At 68.0% G+C, this 25,366-nt stretch carries 41 protein-coding genes; 34 read left to right on the top strand and 7 right to left on the bottom strand.

The genetic code is table 11. The features are described from left to right. The first annotated feature begins 6 nt into the window (after positions 1–6). The 5 genes from AC0693_RS01215 (at position 7) to AC0693_RS01235 (ending at position 2,922) form a co-directional block, all read left to right on the top strand. A complete protein-coding gene (locus AC0693_RS01215; protein ID WP_469317740.1) occupies positions 7–237 on the top strand; it encodes a hypothetical protein in 231 nt (76 codons plus the stop codon). 16 nt (positions 238–253) lie between these two features. Next, entirely contained in the window at positions 254–1,507 is a 1,254-nt protein-coding gene (locus AC0693_RS01220) for a tail fiber domain-containing protein (RefSeq protein ID WP_469317739.1), read from the top strand. Further along, positions 1,497–1,847, top strand: coding sequence for a DUF2746 domain-containing protein (locus AC0693_RS01225; protein WP_469317738.1), 351 nt, complete (start codon positions 1,497–1,499; stop codon positions 1,845–1,847). The genes AC0693_RS01220 and AC0693_RS01225 overlap by 11 nt, the downstream gene beginning before the upstream one ends. A 71-nt stretch (positions 1,848–1,918) precedes the next feature. Then, positions 1,919–2,698, top strand: coding sequence for a C40 family peptidase (locus tag AC0693_RS01230; protein ID WP_469317737.1), 780 nt, complete (start codon positions 1,919–1,921; stop codon positions 2,696–2,698). Continuing rightward, positions 2,695–2,922 (top strand): DUF7439 family protein, encoded by a 228-nt coding sequence (locus AC0693_RS01235; RefSeq protein WP_469317736.1) that lies wholly within the window; start codon positions 2,695–2,697, stop codon positions 2,920–2,922. Before AC0693_RS01230 ends, AC0693_RS01235 begins: the two co-directional genes overlap by 4 nt. Positions 2,923–2,970: 48 nt before the next feature. Here the strand turns inward: AC0693_RS01235 and AC0693_RS01240 are convergent, their stop codons facing one another. Continuing rightward, entirely contained in the window at positions 2,971–3,327 is a 357-nt protein-coding gene (locus AC0693_RS01240) for a hypothetical protein (protein WP_469317735.1), read from the bottom strand. A 171-nt stretch (positions 3,328–3,498) separates the two neighbouring features. On the opposite strand from AC0693_RS01240, the gene AC0693_RS01245 reads away from it, so the two are divergent. Next, a complete protein-coding gene (locus tag AC0693_RS01245; protein ID WP_469317734.1) occupies positions 3,499–3,972 on the top strand; it encodes a hypothetical protein in 474 nt (157 codons plus the stop codon). Between the two features lie 64 nt (positions 3,973–4,036). Here the strand turns inward: AC0693_RS01245 and AC0693_RS01250 are convergent, their stop codons facing one another. Both AC0693_RS01250 and AC0693_RS01255 read right to left on the bottom strand, forming a co-directional pair. Next, the gene (locus AC0693_RS01250) at positions 4,037–4,825 is read right to left on the bottom strand and encodes an IclR family transcriptional regulator (protein WP_469317733.1); all 789 of its coding nucleotides are present in this window, start codon (positions 4,823–4,825) and stop codon (positions 4,037–4,039) included. Positions 4,826–4,928: 103 nt separating this feature from the next. Continuing rightward, entirely contained in the window at positions 4,929–5,876 is a 948-nt protein-coding gene (locus AC0693_RS01255) for a quinone oxidoreductase family protein (protein ID WP_469317732.1), read from the bottom strand. 295 nt (positions 5,877–6,171) lie between these two features. Here AC0693_RS01255 and AC0693_RS01260 point away from each other — a divergent pair, with 295 nt between their 5' ends. From AC0693_RS01260 to AC0693_RS01385, 26 genes are all read left to right on the top strand, one after another. Next, positions 6,172–6,438, top strand: coding sequence for a hypothetical protein (locus AC0693_RS01260; protein WP_478800706.1), 267 nt, complete (start codon positions 6,172–6,174; stop codon positions 6,436–6,438). A gap of 14 nt (positions 6,439–6,452) precedes the next feature. Next, positions 6,453–7,376 carry a hypothetical protein gene (locus tag AC0693_RS01265; RefSeq protein ID WP_469317730.1) on the top strand — a complete coding sequence of 308 codons (924 nt, stop codon included), beginning with the start codon at positions 6,453–6,455 and terminating at the stop codon, positions 7,374–7,376. Between the two features lie 79 nt (positions 7,377–7,455). Next, positions 7,456–7,878, top strand: coding sequence for a hypothetical protein (locus AC0693_RS01270; RefSeq protein WP_469317729.1), 423 nt, complete (start codon positions 7,456–7,458; stop codon positions 7,876–7,878). Positions 7,879–7,996: 118 nt separating this feature from the next. Continuing rightward, on the top strand, positions 7,997–8,434 hold the full coding sequence (locus AC0693_RS01275) for a hypothetical protein (RefSeq protein ID WP_469317728.1): 438 nt from the start codon (positions 7,997–7,999) through the stop codon (positions 8,432–8,434). 75 nt (positions 8,435–8,509) lie between these two features. After that, a complete protein-coding gene (locus AC0693_RS01280) occupies positions 8,510–9,379 on the top strand; it encodes an AAA family ATPase (protein WP_469317727.1) in 870 nt (289 codons plus the stop codon). 12 nt (positions 9,380–9,391) lie between these two features. Next, positions 9,392–9,784, top strand: coding sequence for a hypothetical protein (locus AC0693_RS01285; RefSeq protein ID WP_469317726.1), 393 nt, complete (start codon positions 9,392–9,394; stop codon positions 9,782–9,784). Continuing rightward, a complete protein-coding gene (locus tag AC0693_RS01290; RefSeq protein WP_469317725.1) occupies positions 9,781–9,927 on the top strand; it encodes a hypothetical protein in 147 nt (48 codons plus the stop codon). Before AC0693_RS01285 ends, AC0693_RS01290 begins: the two co-directional genes overlap by 4 nt. Continuing rightward, entirely contained in the window at positions 9,927–10,067 is a 141-nt protein-coding gene (locus AC0693_RS01295; protein WP_469317724.1) for a hypothetical protein, read from the top strand. The genes AC0693_RS01290 and AC0693_RS01295 overlap by 1 nt, the downstream gene beginning before the upstream one ends. A gap of 11 nt (positions 10,068–10,078) precedes the next feature. Continuing rightward, positions 10,079–10,480: a CHC2 zinc finger domain-containing protein gene (locus AC0693_RS01300; protein ID WP_469317723.1), complete on the top strand. Its 402-nt coding sequence runs from the start codon at positions 10,079–10,081 to the stop codon at positions 10,478–10,480. Between the two features lie 76 nt (positions 10,481–10,556). After that, positions 10,557–10,979, top strand: a complete 423-nt coding sequence (locus AC0693_RS01305) for a toprim domain-containing protein (RefSeq protein ID WP_469317722.1) — start codon at positions 10,557–10,559, stop codon at positions 10,977–10,979. After that, entirely contained in the window at positions 10,976–11,329 is a 354-nt protein-coding gene (locus tag AC0693_RS01310; protein ID WP_469317721.1) for a hypothetical protein, read from the top strand. The genes AC0693_RS01305 and AC0693_RS01310 overlap by 4 nt, the downstream gene beginning before the upstream one ends. Further along, entirely contained in the window at positions 11,326–11,574 is a 249-nt protein-coding gene (locus AC0693_RS01315; RefSeq protein ID WP_469317720.1) for a hypothetical protein, read from the top strand. The genes AC0693_RS01310 and AC0693_RS01315 overlap by 4 nt, the downstream gene beginning before the upstream one ends. Further along, positions 11,571–11,777: a hypothetical protein gene (locus AC0693_RS01320; protein WP_469317719.1), complete on the top strand. Its 207-nt coding sequence runs from the start codon at positions 11,571–11,573 to the stop codon at positions 11,775–11,777. The genes AC0693_RS01315 and AC0693_RS01320 overlap by 4 nt, the downstream gene beginning before the upstream one ends. A gap of 4 nt (positions 11,778–11,781) precedes the next feature. Then, positions 11,782–12,975, top strand: a complete 1,194-nt coding sequence (locus AC0693_RS01325; protein WP_469317718.1) for a hypothetical protein — start codon at positions 11,782–11,784, stop codon at positions 12,973–12,975. After that, complete coding sequence (locus AC0693_RS01330; RefSeq protein ID WP_469317717.1) at positions 12,972–13,319, top strand: hypothetical protein; 348 nt, start codon at positions 12,972–12,974, stop codon at positions 13,317–13,319. The genes AC0693_RS01325 and AC0693_RS01330 overlap by 4 nt, the downstream gene beginning before the upstream one ends. Beyond that, complete coding sequence (locus tag AC0693_RS01335) at positions 13,316–13,714, top strand: RNA polymerase sigma factor (RefSeq protein ID WP_469317716.1); 399 nt, start codon at positions 13,316–13,318, stop codon at positions 13,712–13,714. Before AC0693_RS01330 ends, AC0693_RS01335 begins: the two co-directional genes overlap by 4 nt. A 205-nt stretch (positions 13,715–13,919) precedes the next feature. Further along, a complete protein-coding gene (locus AC0693_RS01340; RefSeq protein WP_469317715.1) occupies positions 13,920–14,189 on the top strand; it encodes a hypothetical protein in 270 nt (89 codons plus the stop codon). Beyond that, a complete protein-coding gene (locus tag AC0693_RS01345; RefSeq protein ID WP_469317714.1) occupies positions 14,167–14,679 on the top strand; it encodes a DUF6879 family protein in 513 nt (170 codons plus the stop codon). Before AC0693_RS01340 ends, AC0693_RS01345 begins: the two co-directional genes overlap by 23 nt. 28 nt (positions 14,680–14,707) lie before the next feature. Then, positions 14,708–15,553, top strand: a complete 846-nt coding sequence (locus tag AC0693_RS01350; RefSeq protein ID WP_478800707.1) for a helix-turn-helix domain-containing protein — start codon at positions 14,708–14,710, stop codon at positions 15,551–15,553. Between the two features lie 92 nt (positions 15,554–15,645). Continuing rightward, complete coding sequence (locus tag AC0693_RS01355; protein WP_469317712.1) at positions 15,646–16,029, top strand: hypothetical protein; 384 nt, start codon at positions 15,646–15,648, stop codon at positions 16,027–16,029. After that, positions 16,026–16,568 carry an NUDIX hydrolase gene (locus tag AC0693_RS01360; RefSeq protein WP_469317711.1) on the top strand — a complete coding sequence of 181 codons (543 nt, stop codon included), beginning with the start codon at positions 16,026–16,028 and terminating at the stop codon, positions 16,566–16,568. The genes AC0693_RS01355 and AC0693_RS01360 overlap by 4 nt, the downstream gene beginning before the upstream one ends. A gap of 139 nt (positions 16,569–16,707) precedes the next feature. Then, positions 16,708–16,896: a hypothetical protein gene (locus AC0693_RS01365; protein ID WP_469317710.1), complete on the top strand. Its 189-nt coding sequence runs from the start codon at positions 16,708–16,710 to the stop codon at positions 16,894–16,896. 55 nt (positions 16,897–16,951) lie between these two features. Next, the gene (dapF, locus tag AC0693_RS01370) at positions 16,952–17,752 is read left to right on the top strand and encodes a diaminopimelate epimerase (protein ID WP_469317709.1); all 801 of its coding nucleotides are present in this window, start codon (positions 16,952–16,954) and stop codon (positions 17,750–17,752) included. After that, positions 17,749–18,840, top strand: a complete 1,092-nt coding sequence (locus AC0693_RS01375) for a D-alanine--D-alanine ligase family protein (RefSeq protein WP_469317708.1) — start codon at positions 17,749–17,751, stop codon at positions 18,838–18,840. The genes dapF and AC0693_RS01375 overlap by 4 nt, the downstream gene beginning before the upstream one ends. A 12-nt stretch (positions 18,841–18,852) precedes the next feature. Next, positions 18,853–19,401, top strand: a complete 549-nt coding sequence (locus tag AC0693_RS01380; RefSeq protein ID WP_469317707.1) for a C39 family peptidase — start codon at positions 18,853–18,855, stop codon at positions 19,399–19,401. Further along, positions 19,401–19,781: a glutamate ligase domain-containing protein gene (locus AC0693_RS01385; protein WP_469317706.1), complete on the top strand. Its 381-nt coding sequence runs from the start codon at positions 19,401–19,403 to the stop codon at positions 19,779–19,781. The genes AC0693_RS01380 and AC0693_RS01385 overlap by 1 nt, the downstream gene beginning before the upstream one ends. Before the next feature lie 32 nt (positions 19,782–19,813). On the opposite strand, the gene AC0693_RS01390 is transcribed toward AC0693_RS01385, so the two are convergent. Both AC0693_RS01390 and ychF read right to left on the bottom strand, forming a co-directional pair. Next, positions 19,814–19,987: a hypothetical protein gene (locus AC0693_RS01390; RefSeq protein WP_469317705.1), complete on the bottom strand. Its 174-nt coding sequence runs from the start codon at positions 19,985–19,987 to the stop codon at positions 19,814–19,816. 239 nt (positions 19,988–20,226) lie between these two features. Continuing rightward, positions 20,227–21,315: a redox-regulated ATPase YchF gene (ychF, locus tag AC0693_RS01395; protein WP_356408941.1), complete on the bottom strand. Its 1,089-nt coding sequence runs from the start codon at positions 21,313–21,315 to the stop codon at positions 20,227–20,229. Positions 21,316–21,462: 147 nt separating this feature from the next. Here ychF and AC0693_RS01400 point away from each other — a divergent pair, with 147 nt between their 5' ends. Beyond that, positions 21,463–21,975, top strand: a complete 513-nt coding sequence (locus tag AC0693_RS01400) for a DUF6542 domain-containing protein (RefSeq protein ID WP_356408944.1) — start codon at positions 21,463–21,465, stop codon at positions 21,973–21,975. Between the two features lie 55 nt (positions 21,976–22,030). Here AC0693_RS01400 and ppgK read toward each other — a convergent pair whose 3' ends face one another. Both ppgK and AC0693_RS01410 read right to left on the bottom strand, forming a co-directional pair. Next, entirely contained in the window at positions 22,031–22,777 is a 747-nt protein-coding gene (gene ppgK, locus AC0693_RS01405) for a polyphosphate--glucose phosphotransferase (protein WP_478741095.1), read from the bottom strand. A gap of 58 nt (positions 22,778–22,835) precedes the next feature. After that, complete coding sequence (locus AC0693_RS01410; RefSeq protein WP_356408949.1) at positions 22,836–23,828, bottom strand: 4-hydroxy-3-methylbut-2-enyl diphosphate reductase; 993 nt, start codon at positions 23,826–23,828, stop codon at positions 22,836–22,838. An 86-nt stretch (positions 23,829–23,914) separates the two neighbouring features. On the opposite strand from AC0693_RS01410, the gene AC0693_RS01415 reads away from it, so the two are divergent. Then, on the top strand, positions 23,915–25,321 hold the full coding sequence (locus AC0693_RS01415) for an APC family permease (RefSeq protein ID WP_478800982.1): 1,407 nt from the start codon (positions 23,915–23,917) through the stop codon (positions 25,319–25,321). Positions 25,322–25,366: the final 45 nt, after the last annotated feature.

A 25,366-nucleotide genomic window follows, 5' to 3' on the forward strand; every position in this document is an offset into this window, starting at 1 on the left:
CCCTGAGTGAAAGCCATCTCCGCCAGCGTCCCGTTCCACCGGACCGGCGAATACCAGAAGGTCTACGGCCAGGTGGAAGTCACCATCGGCGAGCCGTTCGCCTCCTACCCGGACCTGACCCCGCAGGAGCGCGAGGCCATCCTCCAGGCCGCCATCACCGCAATCCGCGGCGCCCTGCCGGCCGACATGGAGTCGATGTTCCCCACCCTGCGCGTCGCCGAGGACCGCACCCTCTGAAAGGAGCTCGCCCTACGTGGCGATCACGTCCTACCCCTTCGACGGCCAGGCCGTCACCGAAAGCCAGTTCTCCCAGCTCTTCCGCGAATTCGCGGACAGCGGCGTCGCAGCCTCCGCCTGGGCCAACGCCTTCCAGGTGAGCGCGGACGGCACCGCGATGTCGGTGAAGGTGCAGCCGGGCTTCGCGATCGTGCGCGGTCACGCCGTGCTCTCCACTGCCGTGGAGACGCTGACGATCGCAGCGGCCGGCACGTCCACACGCTACGACCGCGTCATCCTCCGCCTCGATCCGGCTGTGAATCAGATCACATTGACCGTTCTGCAGGGTGCTGCGGGCGGCAGCGCCCCCGCGCTCACGCAGACCGACACGGGTATCTACGAGCTGCCTCTCGCGACCATCACGGTCGGGGCGAACATCACCGCTGTCACGTCGGCCGCAGTGAGCGGCGACCGGCGCTTCGTCGGTCAGTCCGTCGGCACGTGGGTCACCTCGACCCGGCCGGCATCGCCGCGCCTGGGCAAGCTGGGCCTCAACTACGACACCGACGTGTGGGAATTCTGGAACGGCACGGCATGGACGCCGCTGGTCGCCTCCGTGTCCTGGTCGAGCCTGACGGGTAAGCCGAGCACCTTCCCGGCCTCGGCGCACTCGCACCAGTGGTCCGACATCAGCAACGCGCCAGCATCCATGCCTCCGACCGCCCACAAGCACCCCTGGACCGACATCACGGGGGCGCCTTCGACCTATCCCCCGGCCAGTCATGCGCACACCTGGGGCAGCATCTCCGACAAACCGTCCACGTTCCCACCCTCGGGCCACTCCCACTCGGGTTACCTGGAGGCCGGGGACACGATCGCCTGGGCCAACGGCTCGAAGCAGCCGCACAACAACAGCGCTTCCGGCTCGGGGACCTGGTACGCGGTGTGGGTGGAGGGCGACGGCCGATTCTGCCGCAACACCTCCAGCATCAGGTTCAAGGAGAACGTCCGGGACATCGAGATCCGTCCCGAGGACGTTCTCGCATTGCGTCCCGTCATCTACGACCGCAAGGCGACCGAGGAGCAGCCTGACCCTCGCAAGAACGAGGTGGGCCTCATCGCCGAAGAGGTCGAGAAGTCTCTGCCCTGGCTCGTGAACTACTTGGACGGCCAGGTCGACGGCCTGCGGTACGACCTGCTGGGGGTCGCACTTCTGCCGGTCGTGCAGGACCAGGCCGCGCGCATCGAGCGCCTGGAGGCCCTCGTCGAGGGGCTGTCCCGTGACTCTTGAGCCATCGGTGCAGGTGGCCTTCGTCTCTGCTGGCGGGGCCGTCACCGTGGCCCTGGTCGGCGTCCTTGTAGAACTCGTACGGCGCCAGGGCGCCGCCCTGGCCGAGGTCCGCGAGCACACCCAGGAGGCCCGGGAGCAGGTCTCCAACGATCACACGACCAACCTCCGCGATGACCTCGACCGGGTCATTCACGGACTCGATCGCGTCCTGGACGGCCAGGTTCAGCACACCCGGGACATCTCGGCCCTGCGTGCCGACCTGGCCCACGAACGGACAGAGCGACTCGCGGTCGCCGAGCGGCTCGACTCGCACATCACCACTTCTGTCCCCACCCGATAAGCCCCTTCCTCTCCCCAGGCCCTGTCCCTCACGGACGGGGCCTTTCGCATGCCCCGAAGGAGTCCCAACACATGGGCGACGCCCAGAACATAATCAAGATCGCCAAGGCAGAGATCGGCTACCACGAGGGCCGCTCCGGTGATCACTGGAACAACCACCAGCGCTACAGCCCGGCCGTCCCCGGCCTGGAGTGGAGCCAGAACCAGGCGTGGTGCGCAACCTTCGTCTCCTGGTGCGCCATGCAGGCTGGACTCGCCGACCTGTACCCGCGCACCGCTTCCTGCCTGACCGGCGTGGCCTGGTTCAAGCAGCGCAAGCGATTCTCGGCCTTCCCGGCCGTAGGCGCCCAGGTCTTTTACGGCTCCGGCGGCGGCAACCACACCGGCCTGGTCGTCGCCTTCGACGCGGACACGATCACCTGCGTGGAGGGCAACAGCAACGCGAGCGGCTCGGCCGAGGGCGACGGCGTCTACCTCAAGACCCGCAACCGCCGAGACGCCTACGTGTACGGCTACGGCTACCCGGCCTTCGCCGAGGGCATCGAGTCGGCGGACCCGGCCTGGAAGGACAAGGCGCCGGCCAAGCCCGCATCCCAGATCGTCGCCCTGGCCTCCGGGGTGAAGCCGGGCGCCCGGCACGCCCAGGTGCGCGACCTTCAGCAGCTCCTGATCAAGGCCGGGTACGGGCCGATCCCCGGCTCGGTCACCGACCTGTACGGCCCGGAGACGCAGAAGGCGGTGAGCCGCTTCCACGACGCCAATCCGCGGTACCGCTCGGCGGGTGTCGCGCACGACCCGGAGATCGGTCCGTCCGGGTTCGTCGCGCTCCAGAAGCTGGCGGGTCGCCGATGAGCAAGATGAAGACCCCCGGCTTCAAGCCGATCAGCCTCGTCGCCCTGCTGCCCGTCCGCTACCGCTCCCGCATGGGTGCGTTCCTCGCCGCGCTGGGTGTGGTGGTCTCCATCGCGTCCATCGTCTACGCGGACTCGCCGGAGGTCGCGGTGATCGTGCAGATCATGACCGCCCTCGGCGTGGTCGCTCCGAGCGAGGACGGCCCCGACGAGGAGCCGCAGTAACCCCCGCCCCCCGCTGGCCCATGTGGTCGGCGGGGGGCTTTCGGCGTTTCACGCCTTGTCGGCCGCCTTTGACCTGTTGATGGCATCAACGGTCGTCGTCTTGGTGCGCCTGCGGGGCCGGCTCTTCGGCTGCTCGGCCTCTGGCGCGGGAGCTGCGCTGGCCGCCTTCGCGCTGTTGATCGCCTCGACAGTCGTCACCTTCGTACGCCTGCGGGGTCGGCTTCCCGACCGCCCGGCCTGCTGCTCGGGGGCCGTGTCCTGTGACACCGTGCCGGCCGATCCGCTGGAAGGTTCGGGCACCCGCTGGGTCAGCGCGGTCTCGAACGGCTCGGCGTGGTCGGCGCAGCGGTCGGCCTCGGCTTCGCGGCCGTCCTCCGCTGTAATGGTGTACCTGACTACGGGCACGTCAGCGCGGCGACAGACACCACACACGGTAGTTGTTCCATCTCGCACAACCTTTGCACCCTCTCGATCGTCTTGACTGGTTCAACTCTTACGTGACACTGTAGAGCCGTGCGCCTTGCGAGGACAGGGTTGCACGCATGCAAGGAGGACGAACGCGAGGAAGGGCCACACATGCCGCCGAGGAGCAAAGTACAGAATCACGACGAAGCCAAGCGCTGGCTCCTTGAAGGCAAGTCGTACGCCTGGATGGTCGAGAAGTACAAGCAAAAGTACAAGATCGAGACCACTACCGGGTACTGGGCCACCTACGCCAATCGCGCTGAACTCCCCCTCCGCATTGTTCGCGACACCGATCTCATCCCGTGGAAGATCGCGAAGGAACACCGCTGGGACTACAACCTCGTCATGCTGCGCTGCGAGGCTCGCAAGCGCGCCGGGGAAGAGTTGAAGGAAGAGGAAGCCGCGAAGCTGGCGAGCTGGCGGCAGTGGCTCGAAGAGGAAAACCTCGTCATCTATTACGACCCCGCGACCGAGGACGGATTCTTCGCCGTCCCCCGCGAAGCGCGGGACAAGGATCTCATTCGGGTTCCGGACAATCCTGCACTCCTGCGCAGCAAGTCGACGCGCACCAAGAGCGCCAGCTAAGCCCCCACAGTCGAATACCGCGCGAGCCGCTTCCCTCCAAGTGATGGGAAGCGGCTCGCGCGTGTTAGGCCACAGATTCCGGGGCCCAGGGCATTGAGGCCAACCGGCTCAGCATTTCCGCAGCAGTCATCGTTGCAGCAATAAGCTGGCTCGGGTCCTCGGGCATCTTGTCGACGCGCATCCACAGCAGGAGAGAGCCGTGGATGGTGTCATCCCACATAACGGGGACAGCCACGGAATCCCAGCCAGACATGCATTCCTGCCGGCCGACCGCGAATCCCATGGTGCGGATGTCCTTGAGGGACTCGATAAGCGCCTCGTTGTCGCGGATCACACCGGGACCGACGCCAGCAGGAACAGGTTCGGCGAGAACCTTCTCCTGGATGGACGGCGGCATGTGGGCAAGGATCACCCTGCCGGACGCTCCGGTGCGCAGAGACCGGCTGTACTTGACCAGCTCGAAGGGGTCGATGCCGATACTGCGCGGGTCGAAGTCACCGATCGCGTAGTCCGTGCAGATGCGGCGGGCGCCCACCACGGCGTAGTAGGCGACCAGGCCGCCCGACGCGCGCTGCAACTTGTCGAGGACCGCCTGCGTAGCCTCTGGGTCGGGCGTCTGCGACAGCGCCTGTATGGACAGGCGGAAGGCTCCCGGCCCGAGTCGGTACCGGCCACCTCCCGCTTGCACGAAGGTGCCGTCCGCCAACCCGTCCTGGAGGATGCGGTATACGGTCGCTGCATCAAGATCAATTTGTTTGGCGATCGCTGTGGGGCCGTGACTATCACCTTCGAGATCAGCGAATGCACGCTGAACCAAGAAGACTTTCTTTCCGTGCGCTGTCCCTTTGCTCATGACTTCCCTGAACGTCCGCCACGCGCACGCGGCGGCGCGGCGGGAACCTGAATTGGCTGGCTCCGCGCGCTCTTATCCGCAGGCGGACCGAACAGGAAGGTTACTACCGAGTTATCTTGATCGTTACCTTGCCCGTGGTCCTGCGACTTTCAAGATCCGCATGAGCCTGCGCCGCATTGCTCAACGCATAGCACGGACCGATGACCGGACGAAGATCACCGCGAGCGGTGGCTTCGAACAGGGCCTTCATCGAGTTCCTGAGCGCATAGCGGACGCCGTAGAGGTTCGGGAGCCAGAACCCGGAGACCGTCTTGGATGCCTGCATGAGCTGCTCGACGGGGACTTCGCGCCGGTCGCCCGAGACGCACCCGTAGACAGCCATGCGCCCGCGAGGCGCGAGCGCGGCGAACGTGGCGTCGAACACCTCGCCACCGGTCATCTCCAGCGCTGCGGAGACAGGGCCCTCGTTGGCGTCGAGGATGCGGGCGGTCAGGTCCTGGGTGGTAGACGAGTCGAGGACGGTGTCGGCGCCCAGGCTGCGGACGAGCTCTGCCTTCTCCGGGCTGCCGGCCATGGCGACCACCCGCGCGCCGGCGGCCTTGGCGAGCTGCACGGCGAGTGAGCCGACGCCGCCCGCTGCCGCAGGGATGAGGATCGAGTCCCCGTTGGTGAGCTGGAGCACCGTGTGCAGGAGGTGCCAGGCAGAGTTGCCCTGAAGGGCGAGGGCCACTGCCTGTTCGTCGCTGACCTCGTCCGGCACTTCCCACGTCACCGCGCGGTGCACGAGGGTCTGTTCGGCGTATCCGCCACCGCGGCTTAGGGCGACGACCCTGCGGCCGTCCGCGAGGGTCCCCATGACCTCATTGCCGGGCGTGACGGGATACTCGACCGGCGCCAGGTAGCCGTTCTCCCGAAGGTGAACGTCTGCGTAATTCACTCCAGCCCTTGAGACCTTCACCACATGGTGCCCGGCAATGGGGGCGGGCTCCGGCACTTCCTGAACCTGGAGTACCTCCGGCCCGCCGGGCCGGGCTATCACAATCGCACGCATGATCATTCCTTGTGGGGTTGCTGGAGTGAACAACCTTAGAGCGCTCAGGGCACCCCTCCTCACCTCTTTTCACCCCACGAAATGATCTTTCGGGGTCCAACGAAACCCGCAGCTCAGGTGCCACCTGGGGCCCATTTCGCGTCGTGAAATCCGATCAGGCGGAGGCTGTGACTCCGGATACGGTTTGAAAGGGTTGACCCGTTGTTGCCCGCCAGGCAAGATCCTGGCAGTGTTCGCACTTACGTTCGATCGACTGGCGCGAGGGGCGCCGGTCCGGGGAGAGGGGAGCTGGTGCATGGCACACGGCTGGCCGGTGGCCGCCACTGAGGACGAGGCGATCAAGACGGTCGAGCTTGTCTCGCTTCCGGGGGTCACTCTGCACGTAGACCACGATGCCTGGGACTACCACATCACCGTGTCCCCCGACCACGCTCCCGGCCACCTGCGACGCATCCTGGAGGTCGCGGAGAGCCGGGCCCTGGACCTGCTTGACCAGGACGCTTGCGTTCCCGTCCTCCTCGACGACGACTCGGTTCGTCTCTACCTTCAGTCCGTCTGCTGACCTTGGAGCTCTGCTTGCCCATCAATCTCGTCGATCTGCCAGCTCGCGCCTTGGGTGTCCCCCGTGACCGCTGGGGGCGCCCGCTGGTCGTCCCCAGAGGCGGCGGAAGGCCGCGCGGGCTGACGCGGGTCACCACGTTCATCGACGCCATCGAAGACAAGAGCGCGTTGACCGCCTGGGGCAAGCGCATGACGCTCCTCGGCGCTGCCCGTGAGCCCGCTCTGCTGGACCAATTGCAATACTTGAACCCCGAGACGCGGGAGGGGAAGGCGGCTCTCGACCAGCTCGCCGAGCGGGCGGTCACCGCCGCTGGGGCCAACGTGCGGCGGGAGCGGGGCACCCACCTGCACAGCCTGTCCGAGCTGGTGGACCAGGAGAAGGAGCTGCCGTGCGGCACGCCCGCTTCGGATGTCGCAGACATGGCGGCATACAAGGCGGCCACCGTGGACTTCGGCGTTGTGGCGATGGAGCAGTTCGTCGTGGTCGACGAGCTGGGCACCGGAGGGACCTTCGACCGCCTGCTGCACTACACCGGTCCCGGCCCTGATGGACGCCTGATCGATGGGCTGATCATCGGCGACCTCAAGACAGGCTCCGTGCAGTACGGCGGCCTGAAGATGGCCTCGCAGCTCGCGGTGTACTCGCGCGGTGAGCTGTACGACCACACGGCGTTCCCCGTGAACCCCGACGACGCGAAGGCCCTGGCGGCATGGAAGAAGCGGGACGTGCCGGCGAGCGTCGCCGCGGCTGCCTACTCACGCATTCCCGGGGTGAACCAGGAGTGGGGCGTGATCATCCACCTCCCAGCGGGCGAGGCGCGCTGCACCCTCTACTGGGCCGACCTCCGCATCGGCTGGGACGCCGCCCGGCTGGCGCTGGACATCCGCCGCGCGAGGACGACCAAGGGCGCGCTGGTTCCGTTCAGCCGGAACGATTGATATAGTGTACCTACGGCGAGGGCGGTACGACTCTCGCACCGAAAGAAGGGGCTCACCAGTGACCGGCGAAGGCCGATCCATGACCACCGTCATCCCGTGGGGCACCCCCGAAGACCCGCGATTCGAGTTCCGTGGGGCGCCGGGCGAGATCCACGAATACATCGTCAACTCTTTCGAGTTCGATCGTAAGAGTGTATCTGGACTGCCTCTGCATGAGCTCGTCGCAGAGGCCAGCCGGCAGGCGCGGGCCACCTGGACCATCATGCGCGGCTTCCCCGACGCCCGCGTTGTCCCGGACCGCGAGCAGGGGAGCGAGAGCGTCCAGGGCAGCGCCTCCCCGGCGGCCCAGCAGGGCGCGACGAACCCGCTCCTCGAACAGATCGCGGCGTGCACCACCGCTGACGAGCTTCGCCGACTGTGGGCCACCAACCAGAACGCCTTCTCCGACCCGGAGGTCATGGAGGCATGGAAGGCCCGAGGCCGGGCCCTGGCGGGTTCGTGATGAAGAACCGCCTTCTCGGCGCGGCTCTCGCCGTAGCCATCGCGGCGGGCTCCCTCAAGGGCCGCGTCCCCGTCCGCCGCACCCCGTACCCCGTTCACCGACAGAGTGGAGATCAGTAGTGCCCCTGAACCTCAAGGACATCCCTACCGCCAACGGCGGATGGTTCAAGCCGGTCGAGGCCGCCAGCGCCGTGGCCATCCTCGTGGAGGTCAAGGACTTCGAGCGCCAGAGGCCCACCCCCAACGGGCCGAAGGACAGCGTCCTGGCCGATGTGACCACCTTCAAGACCCCGGAGCAGCTTGATCGGCTCGCGCCCGAGGTCTCGAAGGGGCAGCGCATCGAACAGACCGTCCTGGCCCGGGACCTGGCGTCCCTCGTAGGCGATGCCGTCCTCGTCACCGTCACCCAGGTACCCGCTTCCAAGCCCGGCGCCCACCCGGCATGGGTGTGGAAGCAGGTCACCGACCTGGGCATCAAGAACAAGGTCATCGCGTACGCCGAGCAGCGTGACGCGGCAGTCGACGCGGCCGTGGCCGCCGCCCCGTCCTTCGACTGACCGCACCCAACCTCCGCTGGGCAGGGGCGGCTGTGACGGCCGCCCCGCCTGGCGGGTGATGAGGAGAACCCACGCTTGCTGACCCCCGCACGTTCCCTGACCCTGCATGCCGAGTCCGGCAAGGAGCTGCCGCGGATCGACGCCTTCGAGCCGCTCTACAACATCGGCTGCCGCCCGCGTCACGGCGAGGTAGTCATGATTGCCGGCAGGTCGGGCACCCAGAAGAGCGGTCTGGCCCTGTTCTGGGTCGCGCAGATGAACCTGCCGACGCTCTACTTCAGCGCGGACATGTCCGCCTTCACGGCGAGCTCGCGTCTGGCGAGCATGATGACCGGCGACACCACGACGATGGTGGAGGCCGGCATGGCGGCTGGCGGCCGGTACCGCGAGGAGTACCTCGCCGCACTCTCCCACCTACGTATCACCTTCTCCTTCGGCTCCCCGATCACGTGGAAGGCGGTGGACGAGGAGCTCGAAGCCTATGTGGAGCTGTGGGACGAGTATCCGGCCGTGCTGGTCTTCGACAACTTGATGGATTTCGAAGGCGCCGAGAGCGACTACACCGAACAGATGGCCGTCATGTCCGGCCTGACCGAACTGGCCCGCGCGACGGGTGCCACGGTGATCGTCCTGCACCACGCGAGCGACAAGTCCTGGGAAGCCAAGAGCGACCCGTGGGCCCCGCCCTCCCGCGATCAAGTCAAGGGCGGACTGAGCGAGAAACCCGAGCTCAGCCTGTCCGTAGCGCTGGACCCCATGTCGATGGAGTTCCGGATCGCGGTGATCAAACAACGGATGGGCGCCTGCGACCCGACCGCGAAGCGGTACGCGACCTTGCGGTGCCACCCCGAGTACACCCGCTTCACCAAGCCCGAAGCTCGCATCTCCCCCCTCCCCCAGGCAACGCCACGGCAGTGGTCGCCGCTCGACGCCCTGAAGCAGTGAGGATTGTAAGAGTTGAACGACATTGCGGCGCGGAACCGCAGGAACAAGCGGGCCGGAGCGCGCTGGGAGGCCGAGCTCCGTGACGAGCTCCGCCAGGCTGGCTTCGACATCGAGCGGCTGCGGCTGAACGGCGTCGAGGACGAGGGCGACCACGTGGTTCGCCAACTCCCGGCGCGGCACCGCCCCTTCCTGATCATCGAGACCAAGAACGCGAAGTTCGAGCCGGGAACCTTCATCAAGGAGGCCCTCCACGAACGCGACAACTACGCCGTGCACCGCGGCCTCGACCCACGCGACGTAGACGTGGTGGTCATCGTCCGCAAGCGCGGCGCGAACTGGCGGCAGGCATACGTACTGACCACGGTCGAGGAGTTCTTCGATCTCCCCTCGGAGGCTGCCCCGTGAGGCAGTTCGAGGAGACTGAGGAACACGAGCGACTCCGGCGCGAACTCGGCGACCTGATGGAGGAGTTCATCGAGCCGCAGGGCCTCGGGGAACTCGGCTACGACCCGCGCGCCCGGTGCTTCCGGGGGGAGCGCATCGCGTGATGCCGGCCGAGGAAGTGTGCGGCTTCGAGGCGTTCCTCGACTGCCTCAACGACAACGAGTTCGACGCCCAGCTCCTCATGGAGATCGAGGAGTTCTACGAGGTCCCCATGGATGACCTCGACGAATGGATGCTCCCGTGAACCTCCGCCGCGTGCGCGACGCCGAGGACCAGGAGGACGAGAAGCCCACTCTCGCGGCCGTTCTCGAGCACTTCGAAGTCGATCACAACCCTGAGCGCACGACGGGCATGGCCCCGTGCCCCCTCCACGACGACAACACCCCGTCGTTCTCGTACCACCTCGATCGCGGCCTGTGGAAGTGCCACTCCTGCGGCGAGGGGGGCGACAGCTACACGCTGATCATGAAGAAGGAGAAGACCGACTTTGTCGGAGCACGAGCCCTTGCGGCCTCTCTCGCCCTCGCAACGGGCGATGCTGGAGGAGGCGACCGCCACCTATCAGGCAGCGCTTACGGCGGACGCCGCTCAGTACCTCCTCGGTCGCGGAATAACGCGAGACGAGGCGGCTACGTACCGGCATGGCGTCGTAACTGACCCCTTCCCCGGCCACGAGCGACAGGCCGGACGGCTGGCGATCCCCTACCTCGGGCACGACGGACGCGTCCTGACCATGCGGTTCCGGTGCCTCGAAAAACACAACCACCGGGACTTCGGGCACGGCAAGTACAACTCGCTCAAGGAGGACCCACCCCGCCTGTACGGGATCGACGCGATCCACACAGCAGGCGACGAGATCCACGTGACGGAGGGCGAGCTCGACGCCGTCACCCTTCGCCGGATGGGACTTCACGCGGTGGCCGTTCCCGGAGCTGCCCTGTGGCGTCCGCGCCATCGCCGGATGCTTGCCGGTTTCTCGCGGGTGTGGGTGTGGGGCGATCCGGACGAGGCCGGGACCGAGCTGGTGACGCGCATCTGCCGTTCCCTGCGTTCCGCCCGAGGCGTCCGCCTGCGGGCCGGGGACGTGACCGAGACCTACATGGAGGAGGGCGCTCAGGCCCTTCTCGACCTGATCAGCGAGGAGAGCCCGAGGTGACCGAGACCAAGACCACGCGAAGGTCGCCGGGCCGAAAGCCCGACCCGGCGACGGCGATCCTCGCCGAGGTGAAGGCAGCACGCAAGCTCGTCGCGGACGAGCCAATGCCCCTCACAGGAGGCCAGCGCCCCACCAAGGGACGGACCCACCACCAGCGCGAGGCGAACCGGTGGCGGTCAATCGAGATGAGCCGCCAACTGGCCGGCACCCCCGGCTGGGACTCGGCGCTCCTGGCCGCCTGCTTCGGCACCTTCGCCGAGCAAGACACCCAGCACGTTCGCGGCGGACTGGTCCGCCTGGCGGCCCTCGCCGTGGCGGCCGTGGAGTCCATCGATCGGGAGGCAGCGTGAGCGATTACAGCCTCCCCTGCCCCGAGTTCCTCGAAGGCCGCGGCTGCCACCACGTGCAGCCGCTTCACGGCGAGGACCGGGCAGCAGCCCGCGAGCAGCTCCGCGAGCACCTGCGCGGCCGGCACGGTGGCCAGGTCTGGTCGGAGAGCGAGATCCGCCGGGGAGTGGGCCACGTTCGGCCGAGGCGAACCACGCAGCTCCTCGCCCTGATGGAGGCCGAGCGAAGGAGGCTGCTCCCCCGATGACCACTTCTTTGCCCGGAACCCCCGGCCCCACCCTTCAGCGCATCTATGACGAGCTGGAGCCCGACGAGCGCGAGTCCGTGATGATCCGCCTCCTCGACGGCTCCTCCGCCGAACGCCTCGCCCTCGTCCTCCGCAAGCACGGGCACACCGTGTCCGCATCCACCATCCGCACGTACCGCCGATCCCTTCAGGAGACCGCGTAAGCCTGTGACTACCTCTCTACTGTCCGACCTTCTGGCCACGCCAACCCCTCCCCCGATACCGGCCCGCCAGGCCGACCCCGACCGTGACTACACACGGCAGATCGAAGTCTCAGGCGACGCAGCCGAGGTCACCGTGCGCGGCCCTGCCGAGATGGACCCGGACTCCTCGGCGGCTGACGTGCTGCGTGCCCATCGCCTCGACCCTGCCGACTGGGAGGTCACCGGCTTCCGCTCGTCCGAGTGGACCATGCCGAACGGCGAACCCGGCGTGAGCGCCCGGTTCTCCTTCAGTCGCCGCAAGGGCATGCCGGCCGAGCGGCCCAGCGTCGACGAGCTGCTGGCCGTCTTCGACCGGCACACCCCGCCCGTCCGCACCGCGCTGGACACCGAGGGCGAGTGGACTTACGTGGTCGCTCTGGGGGACATGCAGCTCGGCAAGCTCGACGGTGACGGCCCCGAGGGCACGCTGCGACGGGCGATGGACTGCATCGACAAGGCCGCCGACCTGCTGTCCGAGTACCGCATGCGCTTCACCATCGACCACGTTCACCTGGCCTGGCTGGGTGACCACGTCGAGGGCTTCGTCTCCCAGGGCGGAGCGAACACCTGGAGGACACAGCTCACCCTCACCGAGCAGATCCGGCTGACCCGGCGCCTGATGGCGCACGCGGTGCTGAAGCTCGCCCCGCTCGCCTCCCGGCTGACGGTCGTCGCCGTCCCCGGCAACCACGGTGAAGCCGTCCGCCCGAACGGCCGGGGCGTCACCCGCTACGACGACAGCCACGACACCGACGCCCTGATCTCGGTTGCCGAGGCCCTCAGCCTGGCGGGAGAGGAGTACGCGCACGTCGAGGTGTTCGTCCCCGACTCGGACGAGCTGACCGTGGTCGTCGAGTGCTCGGGAACCGTGATCGCCCATGCCCATGGCCATCAGTGGCGCAGCGGAAAGCACTTCGAGTGGTGGAAGGGGCAGAGCTTCGACAAGACCTCGGCCATGCACCAGGCCGATGTCCTGCTGGCCGGCCATCTCCATCACGAACACGTCGATACCGACGGGCCTCGCACGTTCATTCAGATTCCCGCCATGGAATCCGAGTCAACCTGGTGGCGGCACCGCACCGGCACCCGAGGTGCTCCGGGCCTGATGGTCATGGTCACCAAGGACGGCGAGGTCCCGGTGAAGGAGGTCGTCCGATGACGATCTCGCTCGTGAACATCGACCAGCCGCGGGACCCAGTCACGGCCGACTGGACCATCCTGGGCGAGCCGCAGGTGGAGAGCGTGTGCCGCGCAGTAGCGCGGGGCTTCTCGCGGGACTACGCGCTGACGCTGGAGTACGAGGACGCCTTGCAGGAGGCCGTCATCATTGCCGCCGAGCGCGCCTCGTACGTGGGCCAGCTCGTTGCTGACGGCGGGGCCGGACTGCTGCACCGTTGGCTCTCGCAGAGGCTCCGCGACCGGTGGCTGACCGAGGCAAAACACCGCTCCGCCCACGTGTCGTACGAGGCCGCGCGCACCGCTGCCGAGAGGAGCGGCCGTTGACCGCGTACGACCGTGCCCTGGTCGAGCACCTGCTTCCAGCGGTATGGGACGACGAGGCGGCGTACGGCATCCGGAACTTGCAGGCCCCAGACGCCGACATGCCAAAGGGCAGCGTGGACCCCAAGACGGCAAGCCTGCTGTTCGCTCACCTCGCCGACATACGGCGTGGCTGGGCGACTGCACCCCTGACAGTCGGTGAGCGCCAGGCACTCGTCCTGCGGTACGGCGCCGACCTCCCCGACACCGAGGCTGGCACCCTTCAGGGGGTGACGGACCGAGCCGTCCGCTACCGGCTCGAACGCGGGGTGGGGAAGATCGCGGCGCATCTCAACGGCCGCGAGTACGTAGATGGCTACGACTCTCTCGACCACGACGGTGAACGTGATAGCGGGTAAGAGGAGGTGAGGACGCGGGTCAGATCAGCGATCGCATCCGGCCACAACCGGAATGCAGTGGCTGGCCCGCTCCTCGTCACCTTGATCGCAGGCGCGTAAGTTCACCTCACGCGTGCTGGCAAGTTTGGGCAAGTTCCTCGCCCTTCCGCGAGGCCCCGGGCAAGCTCTGGCATGGGAAGCATCACCGGCGACGGAGGAGGACATCATGGCCCTGCGCATGCTCGGTAAGGACCCGAACAGCCCTGACGGCAACTCGCCCACCATCTACGTGGACGAGGAGACGGACAGGTACCTCGTCCAGGGGTACAAGGTTCTGGACGAGGAGCGGCTCAAGCAGTTGAACCTCCCCGCGCACGAGGGGGCGGTTGAGATCCCCCGCTATATGGTGCAGTTCTTCCTGGCAGAGGACAGGGAGGCCACCGCCAAGGACGCCGAGCCGGAGGTGAAGAAGGTTGACGAGTCCCCCGACGTTTAAGGAGCTGTTCCGCGACTGCCAGCGGACGGCCGTTCACCTGGAAGCCCGCGACGCCTACAGCAAGACGGATTCGGCCTTCGTCGACTGGAAGGCCGGCAAGGCCATCGACCCGGCCGAGCGCTGGGGCGCCTGGCACGCCATCGTCTCGGAGGCGGTCTCGCGAGGTGTCGAGGTGCGCCGGGCCCGCATTGTGTCGACCCCCGTGAGCGAGTACATCCGCTTCGAGCACGAGGTGACCGAAGGGCTCAACGTCGCAGCAGGCGAGCAGGTGCGATGGCTCCCCCGGCGAAACGCCTCGGATCTGCTTCTTCCGGGGAACGACTTCTGGCTGTTCGATTCCCGACTGCTGTACCTGAACCACTTTGACGGCGAAGGCGAGCCCACAGAGCCTGAGATCACCGAAGACCCGGAGATCGCGAAACTCTGCGATACGGCTTTCGAGGCCGTATGGAGTCGGGCAACGCCGCACGCAGAGTTCACAGCGTACTGAACACTCCGCATAGGACCGTCACCCAAAAATGAAACCGCCAGCATCTTCGAGCGCACAAGAAGCCCGCAAGGCGCTCGGGAAACGCCTCGCTGAGATCCGGGAAACAGCCGGTCTCACTAAGCGAGCCCTTTCCGCAAATCTGGGCTGGCATGAATCGAAGGCTTCGCGCTTCGAGAGCGGCTCACGCGCGCCCTCGGAGCGCGACCTTCGTGATTGGTGCAGAGTCTGCGGTGCAGACGGCGCGGCGGAGGATCTCGTCAAGACGGCCCGCGGAATCGAGGGCATGTACATCGAGTGGCACAGGATGGAGGACGAGGGGCTCAAGCGGGCGCAGGAGTCCGCCCTCCCTCTTTGGGAGCGCACACAGCACTTCCGGTTCTACTCGCCGTCGCTCATCCCTGGGCCGGTGCAAACTGCTTCCTACATCAAGGCGTTGTTGACCTCCATCCGCAATCGTCGCGGTTTGATCGACGATGTGGAGGCGGCTGTCGAGGTCCGCCTAGCGAAGCAGAAGATCGTCTACACGCCGCGCACCTTCGTCATCCTGCTGGAGGAGAGCGCCCTCTATCACCGCATTGGCGGGACGGACGTGATGGCCGGCCAACTCGGCTACCTGATCAGCGCTATGGCCTTGCCCACGGTGAGCATCGGCATCATTCCCCGCGACATCGACCGTCCACTCATGCCTGTCGAGGGCTTCTTCATGTTCGACGACCACACAGTCAAGGTCGAACTGGTGTCGGCGCATCTGACGGTCATACAGAAGCACGAACTTGCCATGTATGCCAGGACGTTCACCGAGCTGCATGAACATGCCGTCCTTGGTAGCGCTGCGCGTGAACTCATCACCCGCGCCATCGAATCTCAAGGGTGATCGCCTGGCAAGTTCGGGCACACTCCTGGAGTTCTTGCCGCACCCCTCTCTAACTTTGTTGGCACGGCAGAAGGCGTGCTCCGGAGGGGCCAATGAAGGTGGCAAGTACGGGCAAGGCAAGGAATTTGGCCGAAGTATCTGAGGAGAACGGCGGAGTTAGCGTCGCGGAGATTACTTCGCTGACCGAGACCGTTCTCGGATTCCGGCTGGGAACCACGACGCGCGCGCAGTTGGACCACTACGTGCCGAGACTTGCCAAGGAGCTGAACGGCCTCCTGGGCAAGGACTTAGGGGCCGAGGAAGACATCGGCGCTCAGGAACTCGTCCGCAGGGCGACGCGGCTGGTTGAACTGTCGGCCCGTCCCACTGCCGAGAGCCCCACGTTCGGCACGTTCTTCTACCTTCGCGATGTCGCCAACCTGTTGCGCCGGCTGCTGTGGCTCTACACGGAGCGGAACGGGCTCGGTGCGCCGTGAGTGTCAGAGAAGACCAGATCATCCGCGAGCTCTCCCACTACTTACACGAACACCCCGACGAGAAGATGGCGCTGATGCCGGTCTATGACGCGGCCGTTGATCACTCGCGGAGCCGGGGCTGCACCCACGGCCAGCGCTGTCCTCTCGTCATGGCGGGGGCCGTCGTCGTCGATGAACAGGCTCGCGTCCTGTGCTTGCGGCACGAAGGCGGCTACGCGCTTGCCGAGGCCGAGCCGGAGGACCAGGACAACTCCCTCAGCGAGGCGGCCTTGCGCCTTCTGGCTGAGGAAGTCGGCGTCTGGGATGTATGGACGGAGCCCGGCGCCGAGGGTCCGTTCCTGGTCGACGTGACGAGGCCGGGGCAGCACGGGTACGGACGCCGCCTTCGCGTCGGCATGCGCTACCTCTTCCGGGCCCACTCGGGCGCCGTCTTCCCCTCGATGATCGAGGCCGGTGCGGCGGCCTGGGTGCCTCTCCCCGAGATCGGCATCCCGTCAGTTCGCAGGCGCGTGGAGCACCACCTGATCGGAACCGGATGAGCCCTCGAAACCAGCAGATCTCCTACGTCCTGAGCCTGATCGCCATCGGCGGCTCCCTCCTCCTCGGCATCTGGAGGGGCTGATGTACCAGCCCAGGAGCGAGGAGCAGCCCTCTGAGCCCCCTCCGCCGGTCGGAACCATGAAAGCCACCAGGACGCCGACCGATGTCCGTATAGGGGACTTCATCCTCCTCGACGGCAGCTATCAGCGGGTCCGGGACATGAGGGCCGCGGGCACCTCGGCCCACCGTGTTCTGCACTTCGTCGGACATGCACCGCTGATCATGCGCACGCCCCGGATCGTCTGCCGGCCGATCTCACCGCGCTAAGCGGCCGTTCGGCGCCGCACCACCCACCCCATCTCATCACGCGAGGAGCTTTGCCATGCGCTTTCGCAAGATCCACGGAGCGGGCAACGACTTCATCCTCTTCACGGACCCCGGCCCGCGAGCTGGTACGGACTGGGCCAAGGAGGCGGAACGCCTCTGCGCCAGACGGACCGGTGTAGGTGCGGATGGTCTGGTCGTCAGCCGCTTCTTCAACCCCGCCTCCACGGTGCTCGAAGTGGACTGCTTCAACGCGGACGGCTCGACCGCAACCATGTGCGGTAATGCGCTGCGCTGTGCGGCCTGGGCGGCTCAGTGCGACCAGGGGTTCCGGACCATGCAGCTACGCATGGCCGGCGTCATGCACGAGGCCACCGTCGACAGCGACTCTGTCTGGGTCACGGCTGAAGTGGGCGCCATCCAGCCCCGCGTCTTACAGACGGTCATCAACGGCAGGCCGACGTGGTTCGACAGCGCGCACACCGGCACGGAACACGTCGTCGCCATCGTGGAGAACGTGGACGCCATCCACACCGAAGTGGTCGGCCGAGTCGTCCGGCACCACAAGAACGTGGCGCCGCTCGGTACGAACGTCAACTTCGTCCAGCACCTCGGCGGCCAGGCGCTCAAGATCCGCACCTACGAACGGGGCGTCGAGGCCGAGACCCTCTCGTGCGGCAGCGGAGCCGTCGCCGCCGTCGTCATCGCCACCATGCGGGGCCTCGTCGCCAAACGCGAGGTCACCGTCCACAACGAGGCCGGTGAGCCTCTCACCGTCCGTCCTCACGACGCCCACCCGAATCGGGCCGCCTGGGTTGGCGGGCCGGTCACCCAAACCTTCGAAGGGCTACTCGCATGACCCTCTTTCTCGACTCCAGCTCGAAGCAGGCGGCTCACAAGGCCACCGAGGAACTCCGCGTGTGGGGGCAGAGCAGGCGGGGCCTCGGCGTCGCCCTCATCTACGGGCCGGTCTCCGCCGAGGACAGGCTCTACCACTCCAAGTGCCCTGTCGAGCAGCGGTCCGTTACGGCCCTGGGCGAGGCGCTCGAAGAGATCGGCGCGCGGTGGGACGTGCTGGACCCCACCCAGCCCGGCTTCATCAGTGAGCTGGTCTCGTACGACGTGGCCCTCTCGAATCTGCATGGCCCCTACGGCGAGGACGGCCGTCTTCAGGGCCTGCTCGACTACCTTCGCGTGCCGTACTGCGGCAGCGGGGTCGCGGCTTCCGCCGTGGCCGCGGACAAGATCCTCTGCAAGCGGGTCATGCTGACCCTCGGTGTCCCGACGCCCGGCTGGCGTGTCTGGTCCGGCGGCCCGGTGAACTGGGCGAGCCAGACCGTCATGGTGAAGCCGCCCTTCGGCGGTTCCAGCGTGGGCATGAGCCTCGTCCGCGACGCGGCCGACCTGCCTCGTGCCCTGGCGGAGGCCGCCGGTGAAAGCGGCGAAGAGGTGCTCGTCGAGGACTACGTGATCGGCACGCCCGTGACCGTAGGCATGCTGGAGCTTCCCGGCGGCTCGGTCATCGTCTTCCCGCCGCTCACCACCGAAGCGACCGATGCGGAGTTCTATGACGCCGACACCAAGCTCGACGTGGACTCGAAGGGCGCCGTAAGCGTCCGCGCCGCAGAGCTGGAGCCCGTAGCGCTGAACCGGATCGCCAGGGACGCCCGGACTCTGTGGGACGGAATCGGGCTGCGTGGCTCGGCACGCATCGACTTCATCGTCACCGAGGACGGTGACGCGTATGTGCTGGAGGTCAACAGCACGCCTGGCATGTCCCGTGACAGCAACTTCGCGGTCGGGGCGGCGATGGTCGGGCTCACGCACACGGACGTCGTACTGGCGATGCTTCACGAGGCCCTGGCCCGGCCGCCGTACGATGTCCCCCTGCCCACTCCCGTGTTCTCCAGCACCACGGCGACGCGGGAGGCTGCCGTCTCCCTGTAGGAGCCCGCCACTGTGCCGCGCGTCCACGATGTCCCCCTGTGCCGACAGCTCATCTCCCCCGCCGAATGGGATCTACATGGCGGATGGGCACTCGGGGACAGGATCGAATGGTCCAACCGGGCGTGCGGCCTGGCGTCGTTGAGAGCGATCCTGCTTGCCTACGGGCGCGAGGCGCCCACGGTGACGGAACTCCTGAAGCTCGCCGTGAAGCACGAGGTTTTGACCCCGCGTGGAGCGCTTCACACGGGGATCGCCAACCTGGCGACCGAGCTGGGAGTGCCTTCCCAGGCGGAACCCGTCCCCGTCGAAAGCCTGCTCGGCCGCCTCGCTGAAGCCCCCCTCATCGTGTCCGTGACCGAGCAGTTCCCCGACGACGGCCGCACGGGCGGTCACCTCGTCATTCTGCGCGGTTACGACGACGGCCCCGAGCCGGTGATCCTCTTCCGAGATCCGTCAGCTTGGGGCCAGTCACATGATCGAATTCCCCTCAGCCGCTTGTCTGCTTCCTACACGGGGCGCGCGATCACCTTCGCGCCCCTGATCAACAACGGAGACTGCTGATGCCCGATACGGACGGCGACACGACCGAGGCCGCAGGCGGCCGAAGGATCGCCGTACTCGGCGAGATGCTGGAGCTGGGCGAGGAGGCGGTGGAAGCGCATCGCTCGGTCGGGCAGTTCGCCGCCGAGGTCGGCGTCGATCTCGTCCTGGCGATTGGCGGAGATCTCGCGAAGCAGCTTGCCCTCGCAGCCGGGGCCGCAGGGGTGCCCGAGGTGGCCATGGTGGGCGACAACAGGACCGCCGCGGCCTTCCTGCACACCGTCCTTCAGCCAGGGGACAAGGTGCTCGTCAAGGCGTCGCGCGGCGGCCAGCTCTGGCAGATCGCCCAGTCCCTCACGGGCCAGCCCGTTACTGACCTGTCCGGTCGCCACCTGCCCTGACTGTCAGCACGAAAAGCCTGTTCGGGTACTTCCTACTGACTCTGTTCTTCGGGGGCCCGTTCGCTGGACTGGTGGCCACTGACGTACGCCCAGTCGACCCTGATGACCGTCCCCCGTCCGACAGGCACAATCTCGCCGTACACCAGGGCATAGTGCGGCGGGCTGGCGTAGTTCACGACGGCATTGGACTCGGTCTCGTCATCCATGCCCGGAGAGGCTAGTGCCGCAGCCGGCATACGTCTCGGGAAGTCAGCACCGTCCCCCGATCGATATCCAGCACCAATCCAGCACGGTGCGGGTGATGAGGGGTGATGACGGGTGACGAAGTGTCAGATTATCCAGCACCTATCCAGCACGGTAAAAACCTAGGGGCCCGACCCTGGAGAGTCGGACCCCTTCTGACCTGCACATTTGTCAGATCAGCGATGTGGTGCTATGTGACCCACTACACGTTGAAGCGGAACTCCACCACGTCGCCGTCCTGCATGACGTAGTCCTTGCCCTCCATGCGGGCCTTGCCCTTGGCGCGGGCTTCGGCGACCGAGCCGCATTCGACCAGGTCCGCGAAGGAGATGACCTCGGCCTTGATGAAGCCGCGCTGGAAGTCCGTGTGGATCACGCCGGCCGCCTCGGGGGCGGTGGCGCCCTTCTTGATCGTCCAGGCGCGGGTTTCCTTCGGGCCGGCCGTCAGGTAGGTCTGGAGGCCCAGGGTCGTGAAGCCGACGCGGCCCAGGGTGGCCATGCCCGGCTCTTCCTGGCCGACCGACTGGAGGAGTTCGAGGGCTTCCTCGTCGTCCAGTTCGATCAGCTCCGCCTCCAGCTTGGCGTTCAGGAAGATCGCCTCGGCGGGGGCGACCAGCGCGCTCTGCTCCGCCTTGAAGGCGTCGTCCGTCAGCTCGTCCTCGTCCACGTTGAAGACGTAGAGGAACGGCTTGACGGTCAGCAAGTGCAGCTCGTGGAGGAGGTCGCCCTGCTCCGTGCCCTTGGTGATGCCGTGCGAGAAGAGGGTGTCGCCCGCTTCCAGGATCTTCTGGGCCTTCTCGACCGCGCCGAGGACCGCGACCTTCTCCTTCTGGAGGCGGGACTCCTTCGTCAGGCGCGGCACCGCCTTCTCGATCGACTGGAGGTCGGCGAGGATCAGCTCGGTGTTGATCGTCTCGATGTCGTCCTTCGGCGAGACCTTGCCGTCGACGTGGACGACGTTCTCGTCGGCGAAGGCGCGGATGACCTGGCAGATCGCGTCGGACTCGCGGATGTTCGCGAGGAACTTGTTGCCGAGGCCCTCGCCCTCCGAGGCGCCGCGCACGATGCCCGCGATGTCGACGAAGTCGACGGTCGCCGGGATGACCTTCTGGGAACCGAAGATGCCCGCCAGGACGGCGAGGCGGGCGTCCGGGACGCCGACGACGCCGACGTTCGGCTCGATGGTGGCGAACGGGTAGTTGGCCGCCAGCACGTCGTTCTTGGTCAGGGCGTTGAAAAGGGTCGACTTGCCGACATTCGGCAGGCCGACGATTCCGATCGTGAGCGACACGTTGGCGACTTCCCGTAGTGGAGGGGGCTGGCCCGGGTACGGGCCATCGGACAGTTTACTTTCCGATGCGCGCCGGTGGATGTACGCGTGTCCAGGCACCCGTCCGGGGCCCGCGCCGCCTAGCTTGGTCCAGTGGAGCGAGACAGGATGCGATCGGCATATCACCCGCAGCGACAGCCGGCGGCGGCGCGGCGGCCCGCCGCCGTACCCCCGCAGGCCGGCGGGCCCCGGCCCGGACCGCGGCCCGGCCCCCGGGTGGCCCGGCGGCTGCCGCGGCCCCGGCTGACCGGGCTCGGCGGCGGGCTCTTCGCCTGCGCCGCGATGGTGCTGGCCTCCGGGATCGACTGGCTGCTCTTCGACGCGTCGTTCCTCGGGTACGGGCTGCTCTTCCTGCCCGTCGCCGCCGCGACCGCGCTCTGGGTGCGCCCCGCCGACCTGGTCACCGCGCCGATCGCCGCGCCGATCGCCTTCACCGCCGGGGTATGGCCCCTCGCGGGCGGCTCCGGCGGCTTCGGCGGTCAGCTGATGGGCGTGGTCACGGCGCTGTCCCTGCACGCCGGGTGGCTGTACGCCGGGACCCTGATCGCCGCTCTGATCGCGGTGGTGCGCAAGGCCGTGCTCATCGGACGGAGGCGCACCCCGCCCCGCCGCGTCGCCTGACGAAGCCCCGCCGCGTAGCCCGACCCGCCCCCTCACGTGCGCAGACCGCGCCCCCTCACGCCGAGGCGGGCCGCGCCGCCATCGCCGCGCCCACGATCCCCGCGTTGTTCTGGAGGGTCGCGGGGACGATCTCCGCGCGGATGCCCTCGATCAGCGGCAGGAACTTCTCCGGCTTGCGGCTCACGCCGCCGCCGAGGATGAAGAGGTCCGGCGAGAACAGCATCTCCACGTGGGCCAGGTACCTCTGCAGCCGGTGGGCCCAGCGTTCCCAGCTGAGGTCGCCGTCCTCCTTGGCCTTCACCGAGGCGCGGCTCTCCGCGTCGTGACCGCGCAGTTCCAGGTGGCCCAGTTCGCTGTTGGGAACCAGGTGGCCGTCCGTGAAGAGGGCGCTGCCGATGCCCGTGCCCAGGGTCAGGAGGATGACCGTACCGCCGCGGCCGCGGCCCGCTCCGTACGTCATCTCCGCGACGCCCGCCGCGTCCGCGTCGTTCAGGACCGTGACCGGGAGGCCGTCCAGGCGTTCCGAGAGCAGTTTCGCGGCGTCCAGGCCGACCCAGCCCTCGTCCACGTTGGCGGCCGAGCGCGTGATGCCGCCGGTCACGACCCCGGGGAAGGTGACGCCGACCGGGCCGCTCCAGTCGAAGTGCCGTACGACCTCCGCGACGCAGCCGGCCACCCCGTCGGGAGTGGCCGGATGCGGTGTCAGTACTTTGTGGCGCTCCTGCGCCAGGTCGCCGCGGTCAAGGTCCACGGGAGCGCCCTTGATCCCGGAACCGCCGATGTCCACACCGAAGATCTGCATGGACCCACCGTACGAAAAACAGCGGGCCGGGGTGAGGTGACCCGGCCCAGGGGGGCGGCTAGCCGCCCGCGAGCAGGTTCGCGGCCTCGGTGCGCAGGTCGCGGCGCAGCTCCTTCGGCAGCGAGAAGACGATCGACTCCTCGGCCGTCTTGACGATCTCCACGTCGGCGTAGCCGCGCTGCGCGAGCCACTCCAGCACTTCCTCGACCAGGACCTCCGGCACCGAGGCGCCCGAGGTCAGGCCGACCGTGGTGACGCCCTCCAGCCAGGCCTCGTCGATCTCGCTCGCGAAGTCCACGAGGTGCGCGGCGCCCGCGCCCGCGTCCAGGGCGACCTCGACCAGCCGGATCGAGTTCGAGGAGTTCTTCGAGCCGACGACGATGACGAGGTCGGAGTCGGCGCCCATCACCTTGACGGCGGCCTGCCGGTTCGAGGTCGCGTAGCAGATGTCGTCGCTCGGCGGCGAGACCAGCAGCGGGAACTTGGTCTTCAGCGCGTCGACCGTCTCCATCGTCTCGTCGACGGAGAGCGTGGTCTGCGACAGCCAGACGACCTTGGACTCGTCGCGGACGGTGACCTTGGCGACGTCCTCGGGGCCGTCGACGATCGTGATGTGGTCCGGGGCCTCGCCGGAGGTGCCGATGACCTCTTCGTGGCCCTCGTGGCCGATCAGGAGGATGTCGAAGTCCTCGTTCGCGTACCGGACGGCTTCCTTGTGCACCTTGGTGACCAGGGGGCAGGTCGCGTCGATCGTCGCGAGCTTGCGCTCGGCGGCCTCGTCGTGGACGACGGGGGCCACGCCGTGCGCCGAGAACATCACGATGGAGCCCTCGGGGACCTCCTCGGTCCGCTCGACGAAGACGGCGCCCTTCTTCTCCAGCGTCTGGACGACGTACTTGTTGTGGACGATCTCGTGCCGGACGTAGACCGGGGCGCCGTACTGCTCCAGCGCCTTCTCGACGGCGATCACGGCGCGGTCGACGCCCGCGCAGTAGCCGCGCGGGGCGGCGAGGAGGACACGGCGGGAAGCGGCAGCAGTCATGGCGTCCATCGTACGGGGGTGTCCAACAGGCCGGACGTCGCCCGTTCGGCAGAGACTGGACCGAAAGCGTGTCCACAGCGTCGCTCGGAGGGCGGATGGTGTCCGGTACGGATAGCGATACGGATGCCGCCGCGGTGGCCGGCCCGGCGCCCGACGGCGCCCCCGAGGGGCGGCTGCGGCGCAGTCTGGGCTTCCGCGACCTGGTCGTCTACGGCCTGCTCTTCATCGCGCCGATGGCCCCGGTCGGCATCTTCGGCACCCTCGACGCGAAGTCGCACGGCGCCGTGGCCCTGGTCTACCTCGCGGCCACCGTCGCGATGGCCTTCACGGCCTTCTCGTACGCGCAGATGGTGCGGGTCGCGCCGCAGGCCGGTTCGGTCTTCACCTACGCCCGCAAGGGCCTGGGCGAGGGGGCGGGGCTGATCGCCGGGTGGATGGCGATGCTCGACTACCTGCTGATCCCGGCGGTGGCGTACCTCTTCTCGGGGATCGCGATGAACGCGCTGGTGCCCGAGGTGTCGCGCTGGGTGTGGACGGCGCTGGCCGTGGTGGTCACCACGCTGCTGAACCTGTGGGGCGTACGGGCGGCGGCGCGCGTCGGCTTCGCCGTGCTGGCCCTGGAGATCCTGGTCCTGCTGGTGTTCCTGGTCGCCGCCGTGACCGCACTGGTCCAGGACGGCGCACGGCGCGGCTGGCTCTCGCCGCTGACCGGGGACGGCTCGCTCGGCTTCTCGCTCGGGGCGGTGGTCGGGGCGGTGTCGGTGGCGGTCCTGTCCTACCTGGGGTTCGACGCGATCGCGTCCTTCGCGGAGGAGGTGACGGGCGGGAGCGCGAAGGTCGCGCGGGCGGTGCTCTTCTGCCTGGCCCTGACCGGCGTGCTCTTCATCGCCCAGACCTATCTGGCGGCGCTGCTGACCCCGGTGTCCGCCGCCGAGCTGGCGGCGGAGCCGGCGCTCCAGGGCCCGGCGTTCTACGCCACCGCCGAGTCGGCCGTGGGGCCCTGGCTGCACGACCTCGTCGCGGTCAGCAAGGCGATCGGGGCGGCCTTCGCGGCGCTGGCCGGGCAGGCGGCGGCCGGTCGGCTGCTGTTCGCGATGGCGCGCGACCGGCGGCTGCCGCGGGTCCTCGCCCGGACGTGGGGCGGCACCCCGCGCCCGGCGCTGCTGGTCGCGGCGACAGTGACGCTGGTCGCGGCGGTCTGGGCGGCCCGGCGCGACGACGGGCTCGACCACCTGGTCTCCGTGGTGGACGTCGGGGCGCTGGTGGCCTTCACCCTGCTGCACGCCTCCGTGGTCGGCTGGTTCGTCGTACGCCGCTCCGGGGGCGCCCCGCGCTGGTGGCAGCACCTGGTGGTGCCGGTCCTCGGCGCGGCGGTGACGGTCGCGGTGATCGTCGGGGCGTCGCCCACCGCCCAGTGGGTGGGCGCGCTCTGGCTCGCCGTGGGGCTGGTGGTGCTGGTGGCACAGCGGGGGCGGCGCACGGGCGCGGGACCCGGCGCGTGATCCGACGGAGCCGACCCGGTCCGACGTGACGGAGCCGACCCGGTC

The organism is Streptomyces sp. NPDC043876, from assembly GCF_056435825.1.

Excerpts from the sequence above, each read along its gene's own strand:
- AC0693_RS01230 (WP_469317737.1), top strand. The coding sequence starts at position 1,919 with ATGGGCGACGCCCAGAACATAATCAAGATCGCCAAGGCAGAGATCGGC.
- AC0693_RS01235 (WP_469317736.1), top strand. The coding sequence starts at position 2,695 with ATGAGCAAGATGAAGACCCCCGGCTTCAAGCCGATCAGCCTCGTCGCC.
- AC0693_RS01245 (WP_469317734.1), top strand. The coding sequence starts at position 3,499 with ATGCCGCCGAGGAGCAAAGTACAGAATCACGACGAAGCCAAGCGCTGG.
- AC0693_RS01250 (WP_469317733.1), bottom strand. The coding sequence starts at position 4,825 with ATGAGCAAAGGGACAGCGCACGGAAAGAAAGTCTTCTTGGTTCAGCGT.
- AC0693_RS01255 (WP_469317732.1), bottom strand. The coding sequence starts at position 5,876 with ATGCGTGCGATTGTGATAGCCCGGCCCGGCGGGCCGGAGGTACTCCAG.
- AC0693_RS01260 (WP_478800706.1), top strand. The coding sequence starts at position 6,172 with ATGGCACACGGCTGGCCGGTGGCCGCCACTGAGGACGAGGCGATCAAG.
- AC0693_RS01270 (WP_469317729.1), top strand. The coding sequence starts at position 7,456 with ATGACCACCGTCATCCCGTGGGGCACCCCCGAAGACCCGCGATTCGAG.
- AC0693_RS01295 (WP_469317724.1), top strand. The coding sequence starts at position 9,927 with ATGCCGGCCGAGGAAGTGTGCGGCTTCGAGGCGTTCCTCGACTGCCTC.
- AC0693_RS01305 (WP_469317722.1), top strand. The coding sequence starts at position 10,557 with ATGCGGTTCCGGTGCCTCGAAAAACACAACCACCGGGACTTCGGGCAC.
- AC0693_RS01320 (WP_469317719.1), top strand. The coding sequence starts at position 11,571 with ATGACCACTTCTTTGCCCGGAACCCCCGGCCCCACCCTTCAGCGCATC.
- AC0693_RS01330 (WP_469317717.1), top strand. The coding sequence starts at position 12,972 with ATGACGATCTCGCTCGTGAACATCGACCAGCCGCGGGACCCAGTCACG.
- AC0693_RS01340 (WP_469317715.1), top strand. The coding sequence starts at position 13,920 with ATGGCCCTGCGCATGCTCGGTAAGGACCCGAACAGCCCTGACGGCAAC.
- AC0693_RS01350 (WP_478800707.1), top strand. The coding sequence starts at position 14,708 with ATGAAACCGCCAGCATCTTCGAGCGCACAAGAAGCCCGCAAGGCGCTC.
- AC0693_RS01355 (WP_469317712.1), top strand. The coding sequence starts at position 15,646 with ATGAAGGTGGCAAGTACGGGCAAGGCAAGGAATTTGGCCGAAGTATCT.
- AC0693_RS01365 (WP_469317710.1), top strand. The coding sequence starts at position 16,708 with ATGAAAGCCACCAGGACGCCGACCGATGTCCGTATAGGGGACTTCATC.
- dapF (WP_469317709.1), top strand. The coding sequence starts at position 16,952 with ATGCGCTTTCGCAAGATCCACGGAGCGGGCAACGACTTCATCCTCTTC.
- AC0693_RS01375 (WP_469317708.1), top strand. The coding sequence starts at position 17,749 with ATGACCCTCTTTCTCGACTCCAGCTCGAAGCAGGCGGCTCACAAGGCC.
- AC0693_RS01385 (WP_469317706.1), top strand. The coding sequence starts at position 19,401 with ATGCCCGATACGGACGGCGACACGACCGAGGCCGCAGGCGGCCGAAGG.
- AC0693_RS01390 (WP_469317705.1), bottom strand. The coding sequence starts at position 19,987 with ATGGATGACGAGACCGAGTCCAATGCCGTCGTGAACTACGCCAGCCCG.
- AC0693_RS01400 (WP_356408944.1), top strand. The coding sequence starts at position 21,463 with ATGCGATCGGCATATCACCCGCAGCGACAGCCGGCGGCGGCGCGGCGG.
- ppgK (WP_478741095.1), bottom strand. The coding sequence starts at position 22,777 with ATGCAGATCTTCGGTGTGGACATCGGCGGTTCCGGGATCAAGGGCGCT.
- AC0693_RS01410 (WP_356408949.1), bottom strand. The coding sequence starts at position 23,828 with ATGGACGCCATGACTGCTGCCGCTTCCCGCCGTGTCCTCCTCGCCGCC.
- AC0693_RS01415 (WP_478800982.1), top strand. The coding sequence starts at position 23,915 with ATGGTGTCCGGTACGGATAGCGATACGGATGCCGCCGCGGTGGCCGGC.